Genomic DNA, 21,011 nt, shown 5'->3' on the forward strand with positions numbered 1-21,011 from the left:
GCAGTCAGTCTTCCTTGGGCACGGTCCAGAAAATCTGCACGCCGCCATCGTCGCGATGGGCGAGGGTGACGTTGTCGTTCTCGGCGATTTCTTCGAGCAGGGTCTCCCAGTCATCCGGGGACTCTTGCTCCAGGCGGAAGATCAGCGCTGCACGGCTGCGTTGGGCGGTGGGGCTGTTGATGATCTTCTGGATACGTACGCCCAATTGTTCATAGCTGCTCGGTGTTGCTGAGGAGGTGCTGGCCACAGGCATTTCCTTGTTTTTGCTGTATGTGCGTACAGTATTTCACCGTAAGTAAATTCGCAACTGCCTGTGAGGCAAAAGTGTGTGTGGCCGAGGTGAAGGATTGGTACCATCTGTGCCATCACCTCTCCGCTATCATTCGCGCGCTCTGTGCCTGGACACAGCAGTGACGCCTTGGGCATGACGCGAAATCGGTCAGGCCCAAGCTTCAGGAAGCTTCACATGTACCCATTCCGTTTGCATCGAGCTGCCCCTTTGCGCACAGGCCTGACCCTGTTGCTGACCGGCAGCATCAGCCCGTTGAGCCATGCCAGCAGCGAGGCAGTCGATGTGCTGATCACCGACCCGGTGGTGGTCACTGGCGCCTACGCGCCAACCGGCAGTTTCGACCTGCCTTTTTCGATCGATACCGTGGACCTTTCCCACGGGACCGACGGCCAGTTGGGCGTCAATCTTTCAGAAGTGCTGACCAAGGTGCCCGGCCTGGTGGTGCAAAACCGGCAGAACTATGCTCAAGACCTGCAAGTGTCATCGCGGGGTTACGGCGCACGTTCGGCCTTTGGTATTCGCGGCCTCAAGCTGCTGAGCGATGGTATCCCGGCCAGTACGCCAGACGGCCAGGGGCAGGCCGCCTCGCTCAACCTGGATGTGGCCGATCGCATCGAGGTGTTGCGCGGCCCCGCAGCGACCCTGTACGGGAGCAACGCCGGCGGCGTTATCCAGATGTTCAGCCGGGACGGGCAGGGGCCTGCAAGGGTAGGGGCCGAAACCACCTTTGGCAGCGACGGTTTCAACAAGAATCACCTGTCGGCCGAGGGTGGCAACGAAACCGCCGGCTTCGTGCTCGATGCATCGCGCATGGACACCGACGGTTACCGTGACCACAGCGCCGCCCGCCGCGACCAGACCTTCGCCAAGGTGCACGTAAGGCCCGACGCTGACTCGCGCCTGGCGCTGATCTACAGCAGCCTCGAACAGAACAACACGCAAGACCCGCTGGGGCAAACCTGGGACGCCTATAAACATGACCCTCGCTCCACCGCGGCGGTGGCGGACCTCTACAACACCCGAAAGAGCATCGACCATCAGCAGTTGGGCATGAACTACGAGCGCTATTTCGGCGATGCCACGTTGCAGTTCAACCTCTACGCGGGGCAGCGTAGCGTCGTGCAGTACCTGTCCATTCCGAAGACAGTGGCCTCCAACAGCCAGCGTGGCGGTGGTGTCGTGGATTTCGACCGTGCATTTCATGGCGGCACCTTGCGCTGGATACAGCCGGTTGTAGCCGCCCCCGGCAACCTCACGGTCACGGTTGGCGCCGACTATGACCAGAGCAAGGACGACCGCCGCGGCTACCAGAATTTCAGCGGCGACACGCTGGGCGTCAAAGGTGAGCTGCGGCGTGACGAGCAAGACACCGCCACCAGCCTGGACCCATACATCCAGGCGCATTGGGAACTTGGCAACTGGACCACTGACCTTGGCCTGCGCCACAGCTCGATGCAAATGCGCGTCGATGACCACTACCTGGCCAATGGCGATTCCAGTGGCAAGAAGACGTACCAGCAGAACACGCCGTCGCTGTCGGTGATGTATGCGTTTACGCCGGATGTGCGTGGTTACGTGAGTGTCGGCAAGGGTTTCGAGACCCCGACCCAGGCCGAAATGGCGTACGCCCCTGGCCAGGTTGAACGCTTTAACTTCGGGCTCAAGCCAGCCTCCAGCACCCAGTATGAAGTGGGCGTCAAATACCGGCTCGGCGAACGTACCCGGCTCAACGCCGCGGTTTACGAAATCCATACGGAAGACGAAATCGTGGTGGCCAGCGCCACCGACGGCCGTACCAGTTACCGAAACGCCGGGAAGACCTTGCGCCGCGGGTTTGAGGCGAGCCTGCACAGTGACCTCAGCGATCAGTGGCAGACGACCGTGGTGTACACACGCACCGATGCCCGCTACGCCGAAGATTTCGCCCAAGGCACGCAGACCATCGAGGATGGCAACCGCCTGCCGGGCGTGCCGCTCGACAACCTGTTCGGCGAGCTCGTGTGGAAGCCAGCGACGTTTGTCAGCATGGGGGTTGAAGGGCAGTACCGCAGCAAGGTGTATGTGGAGGACAGCAATACCGCAAAACCGGCGCCGGCCTATACCGTCTTCAACTGGCGGACGCGCTTCGAACAGCACGCTGGGCCGTGGACGTTCCACCAGCTGATCCGCTTGGACAACCTGTTTGATCGGCAGTATGTGGGGTCGGTGATTGTGGGTGACGGCAACGCACGCTACTACGAAGCTGCGCCGGGGCGGTCGTGGTATGCGGGCGCCGGGTTGGAGTATCAGTTCCGCTGAAGCACGGCTATGCAAACCGCTCGAACCGATAGGGGCTCGGGTCGATCAACGTGGGGGACTGCGAAACCAGGTCCGCCGCCAATTGGCCCGCTGCCGGTGAGGTGCCGAAGCCATGCCCGGAAAACCCGGTCGCCAAGGTCAGGCCGGGAATGGCCGGCACCGGGCCGATCACGGGGTTTGAGTCTGGGGTGACGTCAATAGTGCCTGCCCAGGCGGAGGCGATCCGGGCCTGCTCGAACACTGGCCAGGCTGCCTTCAGGTTACGCAAGGCTTCATCGTTCAATGCCGTGTTGGCCTGTGGGTCCTGAACCCTGACGCGCTCGAAGGGCGTCACCTGCGACGGGCCCCAGCGCCGGGCCAGGGCCAGGTCCTTGAAGAAGTACTTGCCGAAGCTGATGCGCAAAAAGTCACGCTGTGCCCGCAGTTGCGGCAGGTAACGCCTGCCCAGCAGCAGGTGGTCCAGGGTCAGGAACGCATCGAGCGCCCCGCGCTGGGTAATGATGTAGCCGCCATCCTTGTGTTTGCGGAAGGAAAAGTCCGGTGCGCCCACGGCAATGTCGGTCGGGCCGTCCAGCGGGTGGGTGCGCAGTACTGAACAGGTCAGCGGCAGGGTGGGCAGGTTGATATTGAGGTTGCCGAGAAACTTGCGAGACCACAAGCCGCCGGCCAGCAATACCTGGTCGCAGCGAATCTCGCCTTGCTCGGTGACAACGCCGCTGACCCTGCCAGCGGCGGTGACCAGCGTGCGCACCGCGCAGTTTTCCACGAGCACCGCGCCTTTGGCGATCGCTGCACGGGCGATGGCGCTGGCGGCCAGGGTCGGCTCGGCGCGCGCGTCCGAGGCGGTATAGATGCCCCCGGCCCAGTCGGCACGGCCGCCGGGCACCTTGTTGGCAATCTCCTTGTTGCTGAGCAGCCGAGAGTCCAGGCCAAGGTGCTCGACGCTCTTGAGCCAGCTTTCGTGCATGCCCATCTGCGTGTCGTTGCGGCCGATGAACATGATGCCTGCTTGCCGGTAGCCGACATCGCTGCCGACCCGTTCCGGCATTTTCGCCCACAGTTGGTCGGCGGCCAGGGCCAACGGAATATCGTGCGCATGGCGGTTGGTCTTGCGCACCCAGCCCAGGTTGCGCGACGACTGCTCACCCGCAAGGCGCCCCTTCTCCAGCAGCACCACGGGGATGTTGCGTTCGGCCAGGGTAAGGGCCGCGGTCAGGCCGATGATGCCTCCCCCGATGATCACCACGCTCGTGGCCTGAGGGTGGGTGGTAGGGGTGTGCACAGGGTCGATGACGGGGGACATGGCTTCACTCGGCGGCAGTGTGAACGGAATGTTGCGGTTCAAGGCTGGCGGCGCATTACTCGCCCAGGCGGATCAGCGTGACCTGCGCGCGCGAAGCCCCCCGGTACGCCGTCACTTCCAGCTCGACTTTGTAGACGGTCGAGCCCAGGGGCGGGCAGGTGACGGTGGTGGCCGGGTCGATGCCTCGGAATTTTTCGCCGATCACTTCCATGACCGTTGGCACGTCGGCCGGGTCCTGGATGAACACACGCGAGCTGATCACATCGCCCAGCCCTGAATCGACTGCCGCCAGGGCGGTTTCGATGTTGGCGAATACCTGGTGGGTCTGTTCGATCACGTCTTCAGGGATGACCTGGGTCTGCGGGTTGCGCCCAGCGGTGTTGGAGACGTGTACCCAGTTGTCCACCGCCACCAGGCGGGAATAGCTGGCCAGGTCTTCGAATTTCGAGCCGGTTTTCAGTTTGGTGATCTGCGTCATGGGGGAGCCTTTTTTGAGTGGTTGAGGAGTCAGCTAAGGACAGGTTTTTCCCAGAGATTGAGCTTCACGCCGATGCCTTTCTCGAGCGCGTTGCGGTACACGACGGTGCCCCAGGCAACGTCTTCCACAGGCATGCCACCCACCGACATGAGGATGATTTCGTCGTCGTTCAGACGGCCTGGCGCATCACCCCTGATGATCTTGCCGATGTCCTCGACCTGCGCGGCGTCCAGCTTGCCTTCGGCGATCATGTCCATGAAGCGCACGCCTACCAGCGGCACATGGTTGTGCGCAGGCTTGGGCAGTTCTTCGAACCAGGCTTGGTACAGCCCTGTGTTGTCCACCACCTTGCGCACGTCCGCACGCTCCATGCCGTCATCAATGCTGCACGGGGCAGGCATGGCCAAGAACGCACCGGGCTTGACCCACTCGCGCCGCACCAGCGGGTAAGTGCTGGGGTCGCCGACTTCACCCGAGCTGCAGTAGCTGACCAGGTCGGCGTCACGTACCACCTCTTCCAGGGTCTGCACGACCTGGATGCGGGTGATTTGCGGGAACGTCGCCTGGACCCAGGCAACGAAGTCATCCAGGTTCTTCTGGCCTCGGCCCTTGATCTTGATCGTGTCGATCAGCGGGCACACCGCCATGAACGCGGCAACCGTGGTCTTGCCCATCACGCCCGGCCCGGCCAGGCCGATGACCTTGGCGTCCTTGCGGGCCAGGTGGCGCGCACCAACCCCGGGGATGGCGCCGGTGCGGTACGCCGACAGCAGGTTGGCCGACATGTGTGCCAGTGGGGCGCCGGTGTCGGCGTCGTTGAGGGTGAACATCAGGATCGAGCGTGGCAGGCCCTTTTCGCGGTTGGCGATGTTGGAGCCGTACCATTTGGCGCCCGCGGTGCGGAAGTTGCCGCCCAGGTACGCTGGCATGGCCATCATGCGACGGTCTGCGGTCGGCTTTGGCATGTGCGGAAACGGCGATTGTTCGGGGAAGGTGATCATCGCGCCGTGGGAGTCGTTGTTCGGGCCGGCCATGCGGTAGTCGCCCTGGTAGAGCAGGTCGAACATTTCTTCCATGGTATCGACACAGGCGGGCATGTCGGTCACGCCGGCGCGGATCATGTCCTGTTCGGATAGGTAGATGAAGTCAATGCGGGTATCGAGGGTCATGGCGGGTCTCGCAAGGCGGCCGTTGTCAGGTTTTGTTCTTGTGGGCGGGGGCTGTCATTCGTGGTGTCAGTTTCGCTAACGAGCGGCAGGCCGTCTTGCGTCAGCGTGCCAGGCGACTTGACCTGCCGTGCCACGGCTGAGCTTTGTGTGGAGCAGCCTTGTGCTGCGAAGAGGCCGGCGAAGGCAGCGGAGATCTGCTGTGTTTTCACCGGCCTCTTCGCAGCACAAGGCTGCTCCTACAGTGGCTCATGTGCTGATCTAGAACGGCACCGCGACTGTCAGCGTGCCAGGCAATTTGACCTGCCGTGCCACGGCTGAGCTTTGTGTAGGAGCAGCCTTGTGCTGCGAAGAGGCCGGCAAAGGCAGCGGAGATCTACTGTGATTTCACCGGCCTCTTCGCAGCACAAGGCTGCTCCTACAGTGGTTCATGTACTGATCTAGAACGGCACCGCGACTGTCAGCGTGCCAGGCAATTTGACCTGCCGTGCCACGGCTGAGCTTTGTGTAGGAGCAGCCTTGTGCTGCGAAGAGGCCGGTGAAGGCAGCGGAGATCTACAGTGCTTTCACTGGCCTCTTCGCAGCACAAGGCTGCTCCTACAGTGGCTCATGTGCTGATCTAGAACGGCACCGCGACCGTCAGCGTGCCAGGCAATTTGACCTGCCGTGCCACGGCTGAGCTTCGTGTAGGAGCAGCCTTGTGCTGCGAAGAGGCCGATGAAGGCAGCGGAGATCTACTGTGTTTTCACCGGCCTCTTCGCAGCACAAGGCTGCTCCTACAGTGGCTCATGTGCTGATCTAGAACGGCACCGCGACCGTCAGCGTGCCAGGCAATTTGACCTGCCGTGCCACGGCTGAGCTTCGTGTAGGAGCAGCCTTGTGCTGCGAAGAGGCCGATGAAGGCAGCGGAGATCTACTGTGTTTTCACCGGCCTCTTCGCAGCACAAGGCTGCTCCTACAGTGGTTCATGTACTGATCTAGAACGGCACCGCGACTGTCAGCGTGCCAGGCAATTTGACCTGCCGTGCCACGGCTGAGCTTTGTGTAGGAGCAGCCTTGTGCTGCGAAGAGGCCGGCGAAGGCAGCGGAGATCTACTGTGTTTTCACCGGCCTCTTCGCAGCACAAGGCTGCTCCTACAGTGGTTCATGTGCTGATCTAGAACGGCACCGCGACTGTCAGCTGGCTGTAGACGTTGGTGCCGTTGCCGCCCACCTGATTGCCGCCGTTGCGCTCGTCCTTGCGGGGCTGATACAGGCCCATCAGCGGGCTGATGATCAGGTGGTCGTTGACCGCCCATTCCAGGTAAAGGTCGAGTTCCCGGGCATCGAGGTTGAGGCTGTCGCGGGTACGCACCGTGTCGAAGTCGAAATACAGCGCACCGACCGTGAGGTTTTCCAGCGGGGTCGCCTTCACGCCGACGTGGTGGATGCCGGTGTTGCTGTTGAAGGGCCCGGCGTAGTTGGCGGCAACCTCACCCTGGAACCAGGTGCCATAGCCACTGGACAGGCCACTGAACAGCGCGTCCCAGCCTGCCGAGTAGCGGGTGTAGCGGTAGGTCACCTGGGGTGCCCTAGGCAGGTCGGCGAAGGTATAGCCGGCCTGCAGGTACCAGGCTTTTTCCGGGCCGCCTTGCTTGTCTTGCCACGCGTATTCGAAGGCGAAACTGGCATTGTCGATGCCGGCGTTGCCTTCGCCACGCAGGCTGTAGACGTCCATGCCCTCACGCGCTTTCTGAAACGCGCTGGCCCATTGGTCGGTGACGTCGATACCGTGCACCCAGGTCAGCCCCAAGGTGCCCAGAGCATGGGTGTAGTCCAGGGTGCCGGCGGCCAGTTCGGTTTCGGCCTGCGCGCGGTTATCGGACTTCAGCCACAGCAGGCTGCCATGCAGGCCATCCTGCCCGCCCAGGCGCAGTACTGCGGTGCGGTCGAAGGCGTGACGCGCCGCCAAGTAGTAGGCGCCGCCGCGGTCCAGGTGGCCGTCGGCCACGCCGTTGCCCAGGTTCGGGCCGTCGTCGTTGATCAGGAAGCCGCTGCCCAGGCGGACCACCTGCCGCCCTCCAGAAAGGTCTACGCCATCCTTGCCCAGCCAGGGCAGCAGGTCGCCTGAACGCCAGCCCAGGTAGGCGTCTTCGATCTTGGTGGTGCGCTCGGAACCATCGGTGTTGCCGGCGGCATCGCCATCGCCCCAGGTGGCGGAGCTCACCCAGTTCAAGGCGCCGTAAAGGCTGCCGTTGCCTGCCAGGCCCTGGTCACCGCTCAGGCCATACTTGATGAAGCCCTCGCGCCAGGTCGAGCCACCGGCAGTGCCGTCATAATTCTTGCGGCTGTTGAACATGCCCCACACCGCGAGCATGTCGGCATTCACGTGGCTGTCTTCGTCGGCGTAGAGTTCGTAGGCCGGCGCGGCCTGGCTGGCCAGCAGCGTGGCCAGGGCCAGGGTGGACAGCCGTTGCGGTTTGAACATTGCACTTCCCTCGATTGTTCTCGGCACCTCGCAAGGCGGCCTTTGTTGTTCGGGGGCAGCCTCGTGGAGGCGAGGCGCCGTCGCGGTTGGCTGCGACGGCCTATTAGTGCGTGGATGGCTGGGTGGGGTCTTGTTCGTGGCTGCCAAGGCGCTTGCCCGCCTTGGCCAGGTGCATGCAGCAGGGCGCTTCAGTAACGGATCATCACCGACTTGAGCTCGGTGAAGTCATCGATGAACGCCGAGCCGAACTCGCGGCCGATGCCGGAGGCCTTGATACCGCCGAAAGGCACGGCGGGGTCGAGCAGGGTGTGCATGTTGACCCACAGTGTACCGGCTTGGATTTGCGGGACCATCCGCATGGCTTTGCCCAGGTCGTTGGTCCACAGGCTGGCGCTGAGGCCGTAGGGCGTTGCGTTCATCAGGTGCAACAGTTCGTCTTCGTCGTCGTACGGCAAGAAGGTCGCCACCGGGCCAAAGGTTTCCTGGTTGAGCAGGGTGTCGCTGGCGCCCTTGGCGAGAATCACCGTCGGCTCGACAAAGCAGCCTGGGCCATCGCCAATGTGCCCACCATGAATGATCTGGCTGCCTTCGGCGCGTGCGGTGGCGAACAATTCGGCCAGCTTCTGCTGGTGTGGCTTGTTGGCTACCGGGCCGAACTGGGTCGACTCATCCAGCGGCGAACCGACCTTCAGCTGGCCCAGGCGCTGGCACAGTGCGTCAAGCAGTGGGTCGATGCGCGAGCGGTGGACGAAGAAGCGCTCACCGGCGGCGCAGATCTGCCCGGAATGCAGAAAGCCAGCTTCAATGATGCCGTCGACGGCTTTGTCGAGCGCTACATCGGGCAGGAACGCTACCGAGTTCTTGCCGCCCAGTTCCAGTGTCGCACGGGTCAGCTTGGCACCCATGGCGGCCTGGCCGACGGCGATGCCGGTGGGCACGGAGCCGGTGAACGAGACCTTGTCGGTACCGGGGTGCTCGACCAACGCCTTGCCCACCAGGCCGCCGCCGGTCAGTACGTTGAGGGCGCCCGGCGGCAGGCCGGCCTCGCTGGCCAGTTCGGCGATGCGCAGCAGCGTCAGGGGCGTGAACTCGCTGGGTTTGAGAATGATGCTGCAGCCGGTGGTCAGCGCCGAGGCCAGCTTCCAGATGGCGATCATGGTGGCGAAGTTCCACGGCACGATGCCCACCACCACGCCGATCGGTTCGCGCAGGGTGAAGGCGCTGTAGCGCTCACCGGCGAACGAGGGCAGGGACGGGGTGATGGTTTGGCCGGTGATCTTGGTGGCCCAGCCTGCGTAGTAGCGCAAGAAATGCGCGGCCTGCTCTACCTCGAACGCGCGCGCGATGCCGATCAGCTTGCCCGACTGCAAGGTCTCTAGCTGGGCCAATTCTTCGCGGTTGGCTTCCAGCAGGTCGGCCAGCTTGAACAGCACGCCGGCGCGGGCGGCCGGGGTGGTGCGCGACCAGGTGCTGAAGCCTTGGCGCGCCGAGCTCACGGCATGGTCAATGTCGGCCTGGTTGGCATCGGCGATGCGCGCGAGGGTTTCGCCATTGGCCGGGTTGACCACGGCAAGGGTCGAGGCGGATTGGCTGGCGATGGAGTGGCCGTGAATGAACACGCCATGTTGGCGGGCCAAGAATGCCGTGACCGCGGGAAGAAGGGTAATGTCGCTCATGCTGGCTCCTGAGGCAGAGGAACGCGGCCTGACCGGCCGCCAAAGCGTCGAGCATAGTGAACGGGCCCGGTGCTGATCTTGCATCTCCCTGACGGCGGCATGACGCTGCCTGCCAGGCATGCAGGTGCTGGCAGGCAGCAACAAGGGCCACGGCAGCCATGGGCAAGACGCCCCGCCGGCTGCGGCGCACAGTGATGACGCAGGGAGGCAAACAACAGCCGTGCGTGCAGGTTCACTTGCCGCGTTCAACGCCACAAAAACAAGCCGGGGCATAACGATGTCACTCAACAATAAGCTCACCGAGCATCTCAACCGGGGCAGTGTCGGTTTTCCTACGGCGCTGGCCAGCACCGTCGGGCTGATCATGGCCAGCCCGGTGATCCTCACCGCGACCATGGGGTTTGGCATTGGCGGCAGTGCCTTCGCCTTGGCCATGGTCATCGCGGCATTGATGATGCTGGCGCAGTCGACCACCTTTGCCGAAGCGGCCTCGATCTTGCCAACCACAGGGTCGGTCTACGACTACATCAACTGCGGCATGGGCCGCTTCTTCGCCATCACCGGCACGTTGTCGGCCTACCTGATCGTGCACGTGTTCGCCGGTACTGCCGAAACCATCCTGTCGGGGGTCATGGCGCTGGTGAACTTCGAGCACCTCAACACATTGGCTGAGTCGGCGGGCGGTTCGTGGCTGCTGGGTGTCTGCTTCGTGTTGGCGTTCGCCGTGCTCAATGCCTTTGGGGTCAGTGCGTTCAGCCGGGCCGAAGTGATCCTCACCTTCGGCATGTGGACCACGCTGATGGTGTTCGGCGTGCTGGGCCTGATCGCCGCACCGGCGGTGGAGCTGGAAGGGCCGTTCGGGGCGTCGCTGGTCGGTACCGACCTGATGACCATCCTCTCGCTGATCGGCATGGCCATGTTCATGTTCGTCGGCTGTGAGTTCGTCACGCCGCTGGCGCCGGAGCTGCGCCGTTCGGCCTGGGTGTTGCCGCGGGCCATGGCGCTGGGGCTGTTTGGCGTGGCCAGCTGCATGTTCATCTATGGCGCAGCCATGAAGCGCCAGGTGGAAAACGTCGTGCTCGATGCCGCCAGCGGCGTGCACTTGCTCGACACGCCCATGGCTATCCCGCGTTTCGCTGAACAGGTGATGGGCGATATCGGCCCGGTGTGGCTGGGTATCGGCTTTTTGTTTGCCGGCGCCGCCACCATCAACACCTTGATGGCCGGGGTGCCTCGCATCCTGTACGGCATGGCGGTGGACGGCGCGCTGCCCAAGGCTTTCGCCTACCTTCACCCGCGGTTCAAGACGCCCTTGCTGTGCATTCTTGTGGTTGCCCTGATCCCTTGCCTGCACGCCTGGTACCTGGGCGGCAACCCGGACAACATCCTGCACCTGGTGCTGGCGGCAGTGTGTGCCTGGAGCACGGCATACCTGCTGGTGACGCTGTCGGTGGTGATCCTGCGCATCCGCCGGCCCGACCTGCCACGGGCCTACCGCTCGCCACTGTTCCCGCTGCCGCAGATCATTTCCAGTGGCGGTATCGTCATTGGCATGGCGTTCATCACCCCACCAGGCATGAACCCGGCCGACATCTATGTGCCGTTCGCCATCATGCTGGCCGGCACCGCTACCTATGCGCTGTTCTGGACGCTGTGCGTGCAGAAGGTCAACCCGTTCAAGCCGGCGCGGGTCGAGGATGTGCTGGAAAAAGAATTTGCGGCAGAGCCGGGCCATGCAGTGGAGCACCTGCACCATGATCAGACGTTTGCGTGATCGCCTGCTGGCGCCGCGTGCCCCGGCCGGCTACCGGCCCGGGGCCACGCTGGGGCTGCTGTCGCGTAACCTGGGGCAGGTGCACATGCAGTTGCTGGAACCCGCCCGCGGGGTGATCGACAACCCGGCGCTGGGCTGGCGTGCCGAGGTACGTGAGTGTGTCGAGGCGCACTTGCTGATGCATGTGGTCACCTGCGAATTCCGCCTGTGCCTGCCTGCCCTGCAAGGGGGCGGGGTAATGCTTGAAATGCGTCATGCGGGTGCAATCCGTCGTACCGGCCTGGCGTGCGTGTACCGCAGCGGCGACAAGGCGCGTTTCACCCAGGTACGTGAGCAACTGCTGAACAATGCGCAACTGACCGCCGCCCTGATGCCGCTGGATTTCAAGCGCCTGACCCTGGAATGCCGCGATGGCCACTGGTGGCTGACCTTGGAACACATGGGCGGCAGCGAAGTGGTCAACCGCATGCCAGCGTTTCGTCGCTACATTCAGATCAGCCCGCCGCAACGCGCGCACCTGATGGCCTGCCTCGGCCTGTTCGGGCAATCGCTACCCCGTCTCTAAGCCTTTTTTGGCACGTGCCTTGCTCAAGCTTCAGACGAGAGATCACAGTTGTGCGGTCATTGATAACATGTTAACAATGGCTGCATAACAACAAATTCTGCGTCGAGGGCATCCATGCACACTCAACAACCCAACCGTCAGGGTCTGGAACGCTGGACCACGGACATGCAGCAGATCTGCGGCCGTTTCGAGACCGAGCTGGCCTCCAACCCGGCGTTGTTCATCGGCGAAGTGTCGACGTTTTCCCGTGCGGGGTTACCACTGGCCAATCTGCGCACCAATGCCGGCAACATCCGCCGCTTGGGCGAAAACCCGACCCTCGACGATGACCAGCATTGCTTTCTGGTCAGCCAGCGCATGGGCTACTCGACGGTGGCGCAGGGCGGCATGCAGGTCAGCCTGGCGCCGGGCGAGTTGCTGCTGATGGACTCTGTCGGGCGTTGCGAGATCACCCCCAGCGGGCTGATCGAGCATGTTTCGCTGGCCCTTTCCCGCGAGCAGGTGCGCAAGCATGTGCAAGGCAGCGGTGCGATGTTCGGCAAGATTTCCTCATCGAATGCCTGCGGGCGCATGCTGCATGTTTTGATGGACCAACTGTGCAAGGACGACCATGCCAGTGGCGATGGTGCGCAAGGCGATGCGTTGCAGACGGCATTCATTGCGTTGCTGGAGCCCGGATTCGAGCGCAATAGCGACTCGCCGCACACCCTTGGCCCGCTCAGTGGGGCCAACCTGCGTAGCTATGTGCAGCAGGTGATTGACGAGTCCCTGTCACAGCCCGGGCTGACACCGGCCAACCTGGCCGGCCGGCTGAACATTTCGGTTCGGCATTTGTACCGCCTGTTCGAGGAGGAGGGCGACAGCGTCTGCCGCTACATCCAGCGTGCGCGCCTGAAGCGCAGCGCGGACGACCTGGCCAACCCGTTCTTCAAGCGCGAGTCGATCACCTCGATCGCCTACAAGTGGGGCTTTACCGACTCGGCGCATTTCAGCCGCTCGTTCAAAAAGCAGTTCGAACAATCGCCCAAGGACTTCCGCGCCCAGGCCATGGCCTGACACGCGCTTCAGCGCCCCAGGTAGGAGCAGCCTTGTGCTGCGAAGAGGCCGGTGAAAGCAGTGAAGATTCACTGTGTTTTCACCGGCCTCTTCGCAGCACAAGGCTGCTCCTAACCCAGGTCGTGTCAATCCGGGGGCAAGCCTCAGGCCACTGCCAGGTAATGCTTGACGAACGATTCGCTCAGCACCTCCCACAGCACCGGCGTACCTTTGCTGACGAACCAGGCATCACCGGCCTTGAAGCGGGTGACTTGCCCCGTGGATTCATCGGTCAGCTGGATTTCGCCGGTGACGATCACCGCCTGCTCGTCGAACGGGTAGACCATGCGGAACTTGCCACGCGTGGTGCCGAAGTAGGCGCTGCTGACTGGGTCAGTCGGCGCGCCGTGGGTCATCTTGCCGAAGGCGTTGACGTCGCCTTCGAGAATCTCCGAGCCCAAGTCAGCAACGCTGCCCCACGGGTCGAGTTCGGACAGTTGGACGCCTTGTTTGGCGGCGGTGAGGGTCATGGCAGTGCTCCAGTGATGAGAGGGAAAGGTTCAACGGCGGCCGTTGAAATAGCCCGACAGCTGGTGCGCGGCCTTGCCGGCGGTGAGCAGCAGCGGGCGGAAATGGTCCTTGCCGAGGATTCGCGCATGCTTGACCGAGCTGAGCAGGCCATAGCGTGCGGACCCTTCGTGCATGCCTTCGGCGAGGATCTTGCAAATGATGTGGCTAGGCGTCACGCCAAAGCCTGAATAGCCCTGCACATAGAACACATTGGGGCGGTTGCTCAGCGTGCCGATCTGCGGGAACAGGTTGGCGCTGGTGGCCATCGGGCCGCCCCAGGCCAAGTCGATGCGCACGTCCTTGAGGTACGGGAAGATCTTCAGCATCAGTGCACGGTTCCACGCCTTGAGGTCCAGCGGGATATGCTCGATGCAGGACGTGGCAGCGCCGAACAGCAGGCGGTTATCGCGGGTGACCCGGTAGTAGTCGATCACCGGGCGGATATCGCTGTAGGCACCGCGGATCGGGCTGATGCGGTCGATCAGCGCCTCCGGCAGCGGCTCGGTCATCATCTGGAAGGCGTAGGTGTTGATGGTGCGGCTGTGCAGTTCGGGCTCCAGCTTGTTGAGGAAGCTGTCGCAGGCCCACAGCAGCTTGCTGGCGCGCACCGAGCCGCGCCCGGTACGCACTTTGATGCGCTCACCGTAGGTCACTTCCAGTGCCGGGCTGTGCTCGAAAATGCGTGCACCGTGGCCGACCAGGGCCTGGGCTTCGCCGAGCAGCAGGTTGAGCGAATGCACGTGGCCACCGCCCATGTGCAGCAGGGCGCTGCTGTAGGCGTCGCTGCCGATGATCTGCCGCACTTCCGAGCCGCCCAGAAAACGGATCTCGTCACGTGCGTTGATAGCCTTGAATTGCTTTTCCCAGGCGCGCAGGGTCTTTTCCTGGCGGCTGTTGAAGCCCATGTAGCCATAGCCGTGGCAGAAGTCGGCGTCGATGTCGTAGCGGGCGATACGTGCCTTGATGATGCCGGCGCCCAGTTCGCTGATCGCGAAGATCTCCTGCAGGCCCTTGTCGCCGACACTGCGCCGGATCTTCTCAAGGTCATGGCCGATGCCCGCCATGATCTGCCCGCCGTTGCGCCCGGTGCCGCCGTAACCCAGGTAGCGCGCTTCGAGCACGACGATGTTGGTCACGCCTTTTTCCGCCAGCTCCAGCGCGGTGTTGATGCCGGAAAAGCCGCCCCCGATGACCACGACATCGGCGTCGATGTCACGTTCCAGCGTGGGGAAGTTCAGGTTGTACTTTTTGGTCGCGGAGTAATAGGTCGGGCTCTCGAGGGTGATCATGACGCCGCCTGCTGAATAGAAGTGTGATAGGGCCGTTTGGCAAGCGCTCTGGCACATGAGGCCATTGAGCGCCTGACCACCGGCGGGTGTCTTGTCCTTGCCTGCCAGCGAGTGTAACCAGCCTGCCAGTGCCACTGGCAGCGGTTGAACAGGGCTGCCAGCGGCTGATTGGTTAATGTATTAATGAGCCCGTGCTGGCATACTGGCCTGCTCGCCACTTTCCATGATGCTCGGGCACGCATGACCACACCAAGACCCTCTCTGACCCTTACCCTGTTGCAGGCTCGCGAAGCCACGATGGCGTTCTTTCGGCCGGCATTGAATGCCCATGACCTGACCGAACAGCAGTGGCGGGTGATTCGTATCCTGCACCAGCAAGGCGAACTGGAAAGCCATCAGCTTGCCGAGCTTGCCTGCATCCTCAAGCCCAGCATGAGCGGTGTTCTCAAGCGGCTCGAGCGCGATGGGGTCGTCGCCCGGCGCAAGTCGCCAGAAGATCAGCGCCGGGTGTTCATCAGCCTGACCGACAAGGGGCAGCAGGCGTTCATGGCCATGAGCGAGGAAATGGCCCACAACTATGAACGGATCCTCAGCCAGTTCGGCGAAGACAAACTGCAGCAACTGATGCAGCTGCTCAACGAAATGAAAAAGATCAAACCGTGACCTGTCAGAGCCCACCGCACCTCGGTTGATCAACACCATGGAAAGTGCAATTTTCCCGCCGTAACGTGCATTTCGAGGCGCACTCGCACCTCACATACTGAACGCGTCTTTACCGACTTGCCGGCTGTGCCATAGCACCGTAACGCCTGCGCCACAGGGCGTGCGCAGCCGCAGCTGACTCTCCAATAATAAAGAGACCGTTCATGAAAAAGCCAAATCCCCTGCTGGAAGACCTCAAGTCGATCCTGCCGACAATTGCTGCGAATGCGGTGCGTGCAGAGCAAGATCGCAGTGTCCCGGCAGAGAATATCGCGCTGCTCAAGAGCATCGGCATGCACCGTGCCTTTTTGCCTAAACACTATGGCGGCATGGAGATCTCGCTGCCGCAGTTTGCCCAGTGCATCGCCTTGCTGGCAGGCGCCTGCGCCAGCACCGCGTGGGCCATGAGCCTGCTGTGCACCCACAGCCATCAGATGGCGATGTTCTCGCCCACGCTGCAGCAGGAGGTCTGGCAAACCAACCCGGATGCCACGGCCAGCAGCAGCATCGCGCCCTTTGGCCGTACCGAGGAAGTCGAAGGCGGCGTGACCTTCAGTGGCGAAATGGGCTGGAGTTCCGGTTGTGACCATGCCGAGTGGGCAATCATGGGGTTCCGCCGCAAGAATGCCGAAGGTACGCAGGACTACTGCTTTGCCGTTCTGCCCCGCAGCGACTACGAAATCCGTGATGACTGGTATGCCGTGGGCATGCGCGGCAGCGGCAGCAAGACCTTGATCGTACGTGACGCCTTCGTGCCGGAGCACCGCATCCAGAAGGCCAAGGACATGATGGAAGGCAAGTCGGCAGGCTTTGGTCTGTACCCAGACAGCAAGATCTTCTTCGCCCCGTACCGCCCGTATTTCGCCAGTGGTTTTTCCACCGTCAGCCTCGGTGTCGCCGAGCGCATGCTGGAGGTGTTCCGCGAGAAAACCCGCAACCGCGTACGTGCCTACACCGGCGCCGCAGTGGGGGCTGCAACCCCTGCGCTGATGCGCCTGGCCGAGTCCACCCATCAAGTGGCCGCCGCCCGTGCCCTGCTGGAAAAAAGCTGGGATGAAATCGCCGAGTACAGCGAACGCCACGAATACCCCACACGCGCCACGCTGGCGTTCTGGCGGACCAACCAGGGTTATGCCGTGAAGATGTGTATCCAGGCGGTAGACCGGCTGATGGAAGCGTCCGGCGGCGGCGCCTGGTTTGAAAGCAACGAGATGCAGCGGCTGTTCCGTGATGCGCACCTGACCGGTGCCCACGCCTACACCGACTATGACGTTTGCGCGCAGATCCTCGGCCGCGAACTGATGGGCCTGGAGCCTGATCCGGCGATGGTCTGACCCGCGCGCGGGTCAATTCCCCTTACAACCACAACAACAAACAGGGCGGGCCCTTGGCCTGCCCGGGAGTCTTGCATGTCCACTGAAAACACCACGGCCTTCGATAGCCGAGCCTTCCGCCGCGCGCTGGGCAACTTCGCCACCGGCGTCACCGTAGTCACCGCCGCTGGCGCCAGCGGGCGCAAGGTCGGCGTCACTGCCAACAGCTTCAACTCGGTCTCGCTGGAGCCTGCGTTGATCTTGTGGAGCATCGACAAACGCTCCACCAGCCATGAAGTATTCGAAGAAGCGTCGCACTTTGCCGTGAACATTCTGGCGGCGGACCAGATCGAGCTGTCCAACAACTTCGCGCGGCCCAAGGACGATCGGTTCGCAGGCATCGATTACCAGCAAGGGGCGGGTGGCGCACCGCTGTTGGCTGACTGCTCGGCGCGCTTCCAGTGTGAGAAGTTTCAGCAATTGGACGGCGGCGACCACTGGATTCTGGTGGGCAAGGTGGTGGCGTTCGATGACTTCGGCCGCTCGCCGTTGCTGTACCACCAAGGCGCCTATTCGATGGTGCTGCCCCACACACGCATGACCCAGCGTGCAGAGGGCCAGGCGCCGAGCAGCCACTTCCAGGGCCGCCTGCAGCACAACCTGTATTACCTGATGACCCAGGCGTTGCGTGCCTACCAGGGTGATTACCAGCCACGTCAACTGAGCACCGGGTTGCGTACCAGTGAGGCGCGCATGTTGATGGTGCTGGAGAACGATGCCGGGCTCAGCCTCAACGACCTGCAGCGCGAAGTGGCGATGCCTGCGCGTGAGATCGAGGAAGCGGTTGCCAACCTCAAGCGCAAGGGCCTGATTGCTGACGATGAGGGGCGGGTGCGGCTTTCGGTGAAAGGTGTGGATGAGACCGAGGCGCTGTGGACCATTGCCAGGGAGCAGCAGGACAAGGTGTTTGGGCAGTTCAGTGAAGAGCAGCTGGATACCTTCAAGACGGTGTTGAAGGCGATCATTCAGATGTGAGCTGTTGATAACCAGGGGCCGCTTTGCGGCCCATCGCCCCAGGGATCACGCGGTCCCTGAGCGAGCTCGCTCGCGAAAGGGCTGCAAAGCAGCCCCATTGCTGTTCAGTAAACCCCGCCCCCGTCACTCACCGACGCCGACGTACCTTTGAACTTCCCCGCCAGATCCTGCAGCCCACGCATCAGCACCGTGGTATCCACCCCCACCGCCACAAACGCCGCGCCTAAGGCGATGTAGCGCCGCGCCAGCGTCTCGTCCGCACTGAGAATACCCGCCGCTTTGCCTGCCTTGCCGATGCGCACGATCGCGTCCTCGATGGCTGCCTGCACCTCAGGGTGCCCAGGGTTGCCGCGGTGGCCCATGGCGGCGCTCAGGTCGGCCGGGCCAATGAACACGCCATCGACGCCCTCGACCGCAACGATCTCATCCAGGTTGGCCAGCCCTTGTTTGTTCTCGATCTGCACCAGCAAGCACATCTGCGCGTCGGCTTGGTCGAGGTAACTCGGGATGCTGTTCCAGCGCGATGCCCGCGCCAGTGCGCTGCCCACGCCGCGTATACCCTTGGGCGGGTACTGCATGGCCTGCACCAGCTGGCGTGCTTGGGCGGCGGTTTCCACCATGGGTACCAGCAGGGTCTGCGCGCCGATATCCAGCACTTGCTTGATCAACGCTGTGTCACCAATGACCGGGCGAATTACCGCCTGGCTCGGGTAGGGCGCCACCGCCTGCAACTGCGCGAGCATGCCGCGCAGGTCGTTCGGCGCGTGCTCGCCGTCAATCAGCAACCAGTCGAAGCCGGCATTGGCCGCCAGCTCCGCGCAGTATGCATCGGCCAGGCCGAGCCACAGGCCAATCTGCGGCTCGCCACTGCGCAGGCGTTGTTTGAAGCGGTTGACGGGCATGTCCATAGGCAAGTCCTCAAACGAAACGGCAGGCAATCGAGCCGAGCAGGTCATAGTCGACGTGGAAGGTGTCGCCAGGCCGTGCGGCTACTGGGCGAGTGAAGGAGCCACCGAGGATGATCTGGCCCGGCTGCAGGGTGACGTCGTACGCGGCCAGCTTGTTGGCCAGCCACGCGACACCCTTGGCCGGGTGGTTGAGCACCGCGGCGCTGACCCCGGACTCTTCGATCACACCGTTGCGGTAAAGCACGGCCGGCACCTTGCGCAGGTCGATCTCGGTGGGGCGTACTGCGCGCCCGCCCATGACAACGCCGGCGTTGGCGGCGTTGTCGGAAATGGTGTCGAACACTTTGCGCGTGGCCTGGGTCTGCGGGTCGACCTGTTGAATGCGCGCGTCGATGATTTCCAGCGCCGGGATGACCCACTCGGTGGCGTCCAACACGTCGAACACCGTCACATTCGGGCCCTTGAGCGGCTTGCCGAGAATGAAGGCCAGCTCGACCTCGACGCGCGGCACGATGAAACGCTCAAACGGAATGTCGCTGCCTTCATCGAACAGCATGTCGTCCAGCAGCGCGCCGTAGTCAGGCTCGGTAATGTTCGACGAGACCTGCATGGCGCGGGAGGTCAGGCCGATCTTGTGGCCGACCAGCTTGCGCCCGGCGGCGAGCTTCTTGGCCACCCAGGCACGCTGGATGGCGTAGGCATCTTCGATAGTGATGGCAGGCTGGTCGAGCGAGAACTGGCGCACCTGTTCGCGCGAGCGCTCGGCCTGGTCGAGCCGCTCGGCGGCCTGTTGGATGAATGCGTTATCGAGCATGGTTGAAGTCTCAAGGTTCAAGGGTTGACGATGGCGGCGCGGGTACGCAGCACCAGCAGGCCGCCGAGGGTGATGAACGCAGCCAGCACATACAGCGCGAGGCTGGCGCTTTGCGTGGTGTCGCGGACCCAGCCGATGAAATAGGGCGTGGCAAACGAGGCGATGCTGCCCAGCGAGCTGATCAGGGCGATGCCGGCAGCCTGGGTGCGGTCATTGAGAAACGCCGTAGGCAGTTGCCAGAACATCGGCAGGGCGGCGCTCGCCCCCATGCCCGCCAGCACCAGGCCGGCCAATACGGGCAGTGCCTGGTTGGGCGCGAGGGCAGCGATCGCGATACCGGCCGCGGCCATCAGCAGGGGGATGGACAAGTGCCAACGGCGCTCGCGGTGGCGGTCGGACGAGCGTCCGCAGGCCAGCATGAACACGCAGCCGGCCAGGTACGGCACGGCGCTGAGCAGGCCGACACTGGCGTCGCTGCCGATGCCGGCGGTGTGGATCAGGCTGGGCATCCAGAACGCCAGCGTGTTCACCGCCAGCATGACTGCGCAGTACACCGCCACCAGTAGCCACACGGCAGGGCTGGCGAGGATGCCGGCGAACGAGGTGACCGGCTTGCGTTGTTCTTCCTGGCCGAACTGGGCGCGCAGGGCGGCTTTTTGCTGGGCGTCGAGCCAGGCCACCTGCTCGAAACGCTCGGGCAGGACCGCCAGCACCACCAGGCCGAGCAGGATCACCGGGGCGCCTTCGATCAGGAACATCCACTGCCAGCCACGCAGGCCCGCAGCGTCATGCATGAACGCCAGAATGCTGCCCGACAGCGGCCCGCCGACCACGCCTGCCAGCGGCACGGCAATGGCGAACAATGCCGTGACCTGGGCACGGCGGCCCGCGGGGTACCAGCGGTTGAGGTACACCAGAATGCCTGGGAAAAACCCGGCTTCCGCCGCGCCCAGGGCAAACCGCAGCAGGTAGAACGCGCTGCTGCTCTCGATCAGCAGCATGCAGGTCGACAGTGTGCCCCACACCACCATCAGGCTGGCGATCCAGCGGCGCGGGCCGACGCGGTCGAGCATCAGGTTGCTGGGTACGCCAAACAACGCATAGGCGATGAAAAACAGCCCGGCGCCCAGCCCGTAGACCGTGTCGGACAGGTGCAGGTCCTGGCTCATCTGCATCTTGGCGAAGCCGATGTTGATGCGGTCCAGGTGGGCGAACAGGTAACACACCAGCAGCAACGGCATCAGCCGCCAGGTGACGGCCCGGTGTGTACTGTCCATGAGTGTGGCTTGCGCCGTGCTGCGCGAGGCGTGCTCGAGTGTGCTCATA

At 63.3% G+C, this 21,011-nt stretch carries 18 protein-coding genes; 7 read left to right on the top strand and 11 right to left on the bottom strand.

Translation table 11 applies throughout. The features are described 5' to 3' along the window. Positions 1–4: 4 nt before the first annotated feature. Complete coding sequence (locus AB7M33_RS18700) at positions 5–247, bottom strand: DUF1654 domain-containing protein (RefSeq protein ID WP_027596110.1); 243 nt, start codon at positions 245–247, stop codon at positions 5–7. Between the two features lie 219 nt (positions 248–466). Between AB7M33_RS18700 and AB7M33_RS18705 the strand changes: the two genes are divergently transcribed. Continuing rightward, entirely contained in the window at positions 467–2,590 is a 2,124-nt protein-coding gene (locus tag AB7M33_RS18705; RefSeq protein WP_454243271.1) for a TonB-dependent receptor family protein, read from the top strand. Positions 2,591–2,597: 7 nt separating this feature from the next. On the opposite strand, the gene AB7M33_RS18710 is transcribed toward AB7M33_RS18705, so the two are convergent. The 5 genes from AB7M33_RS18710 to AB7M33_RS18730 all read right to left on the bottom strand — a co-directional run bounded on the left by AB7M33_RS18710 (position 2,598) and on the right by AB7M33_RS18730 (position 9,680). After that, positions 2,598–3,893: an NAD(P)/FAD-dependent oxidoreductase gene (locus tag AB7M33_RS18710; RefSeq protein WP_099430884.1), complete on the bottom strand. Its 1,296-nt coding sequence runs from the start codon at positions 3,891–3,893 to the stop codon at positions 2,598–2,600. A 55-nt stretch (positions 3,894–3,948) separates the two neighbouring features. Further along, positions 3,949–4,371 (bottom strand): RidA family protein, encoded by a 423-nt coding sequence (locus AB7M33_RS18715; protein ID WP_454243272.1) that lies wholly within the window; start codon positions 4,369–4,371, stop codon positions 3,949–3,951. A gap of 29 nt (positions 4,372–4,400) precedes the next feature. After that, positions 4,401–5,540, bottom strand: coding sequence for a tyramine oxidase subunit B (locus AB7M33_RS18720; protein WP_454243273.1), 1,140 nt, complete (start codon positions 5,538–5,540; stop codon positions 4,401–4,403). Between the two features lie 1,153 nt (positions 5,541–6,693). Further along, positions 6,694–8,004, bottom strand: a complete 1,311-nt coding sequence (locus AB7M33_RS18725) for a hypothetical protein (RefSeq protein ID WP_454243274.1) — start codon at positions 8,002–8,004, stop codon at positions 6,694–6,696. Positions 8,005–8,192: 188 nt separating this feature from the next. Then, a complete protein-coding gene (locus AB7M33_RS18730; protein WP_454243275.1) occupies positions 8,193–9,680 on the bottom strand; it encodes an aldehyde dehydrogenase family protein in 1,488 nt (495 codons plus the stop codon). 277 nt (positions 9,681–9,957) lie between these two features. Here AB7M33_RS18730 and AB7M33_RS18735 point away from each other — a divergent pair, with 277 nt between their 5' ends. From AB7M33_RS18735 to feaR, 3 genes are all read left to right on the top strand, one after another. Further along, complete coding sequence (locus AB7M33_RS18735; RefSeq protein ID WP_027596117.1) at positions 9,958–11,454, top strand: APC family permease; 1,497 nt, start codon at positions 9,958–9,960, stop codon at positions 11,452–11,454. After that, on the top strand, positions 11,435–12,019 hold the full coding sequence (locus AB7M33_RS18740; protein ID WP_238210883.1) for a DUF3156 family protein: 585 nt from the start codon (positions 11,435–11,437) through the stop codon (positions 12,017–12,019). Before AB7M33_RS18735 ends, AB7M33_RS18740 begins: the two co-directional genes overlap by 20 nt. 114 nt (positions 12,020–12,133) lie before the next feature. After that, complete coding sequence (gene feaR, locus AB7M33_RS18745) at positions 12,134–13,075, top strand: transcriptional regulator FeaR (protein WP_454243276.1); 942 nt, start codon at positions 12,134–12,136, stop codon at positions 13,073–13,075. A gap of 143 nt (positions 13,076–13,218) precedes the next feature. Here the strand turns inward: feaR and AB7M33_RS18750 are convergent, their stop codons facing one another. Further along, on the bottom strand, positions 13,219–13,584 hold the full coding sequence (locus AB7M33_RS18750) for a cupin domain-containing protein (protein ID WP_027596120.1): 366 nt from the start codon (positions 13,582–13,584) through the stop codon (positions 13,219–13,221). Positions 13,585–13,614: 30 nt separating this feature from the next. Beyond that, positions 13,615–14,913: an NAD(P)/FAD-dependent oxidoreductase gene (locus AB7M33_RS18755; RefSeq protein ID WP_454243277.1), complete on the bottom strand. Its 1,299-nt coding sequence runs from the start codon at positions 14,911–14,913 to the stop codon at positions 13,615–13,617. 240 nt (positions 14,914–15,153) lie between these two features. Between AB7M33_RS18755 and hpaR the strand changes: the two genes are divergently transcribed. The 3 genes from hpaR (at position 15,154) to AB7M33_RS18770 (ending at position 17,963) form a co-directional block, all read left to right on the top strand. Continuing rightward, positions 15,154–15,576 (top strand): homoprotocatechuate degradation operon regulator HpaR, encoded by a 423-nt coding sequence (gene hpaR, locus AB7M33_RS18760; protein ID WP_454243278.1) that lies wholly within the window; start codon positions 15,154–15,156, stop codon positions 15,574–15,576. A gap of 203 nt (positions 15,577–15,779) precedes the next feature. Continuing rightward, entirely contained in the window at positions 15,780–16,949 is a 1,170-nt protein-coding gene (locus AB7M33_RS18765) for a p-hydroxyphenylacetate 3-hydroxylase oxygenase component (protein WP_027596123.1), read from the top strand. A gap of 75 nt (positions 16,950–17,024) precedes the next feature. After that, positions 17,025–17,963 carry a p-hydroxyphenylacetate 3-hydroxylase reductase component gene (locus AB7M33_RS18770; protein WP_027596124.1) on the top strand — a complete coding sequence of 313 codons (939 nt, stop codon included), beginning with the start codon at positions 17,025–17,027 and terminating at the stop codon, positions 17,961–17,963. A 104-nt stretch (positions 17,964–18,067) separates the two neighbouring features. Here AB7M33_RS18770 and hpaI read toward each other — a convergent pair whose 3' ends face one another. From hpaI to AB7M33_RS18785, 3 genes are read right to left on the bottom strand one after another with little or no spacing between them, the layout of a single operon-like run. Beyond that, complete coding sequence (gene hpaI / locus AB7M33_RS18775; RefSeq protein WP_454243279.1) at positions 18,068–18,871, bottom strand: 4-hydroxy-2-oxoheptanedioate aldolase; 804 nt, start codon at positions 18,869–18,871, stop codon at positions 18,068–18,070. Positions 18,872–18,881: 10 nt separating this feature from the next. Beyond that, on the bottom strand, positions 18,882–19,685 hold the full coding sequence (gene hpaH, locus AB7M33_RS18780; protein ID WP_027596126.1) for a 2-oxo-hept-4-ene-1,7-dioate hydratase: 804 nt from the start codon (positions 19,683–19,685) through the stop codon (positions 18,882–18,884). A gap of 17 nt (positions 19,686–19,702) precedes the next feature. Then, positions 19,703–21,010 (bottom strand): MFS transporter, encoded by a 1,308-nt coding sequence (locus tag AB7M33_RS18785; protein ID WP_027596127.1) that lies wholly within the window; start codon positions 21,008–21,010, stop codon positions 19,703–19,705. Between the last annotated feature and the right edge of the window lies 1 nt (position 21,011).

It is taken from the genome of Pseudomonas sp. Y3 TE3536, from assembly GCF_053629175.1.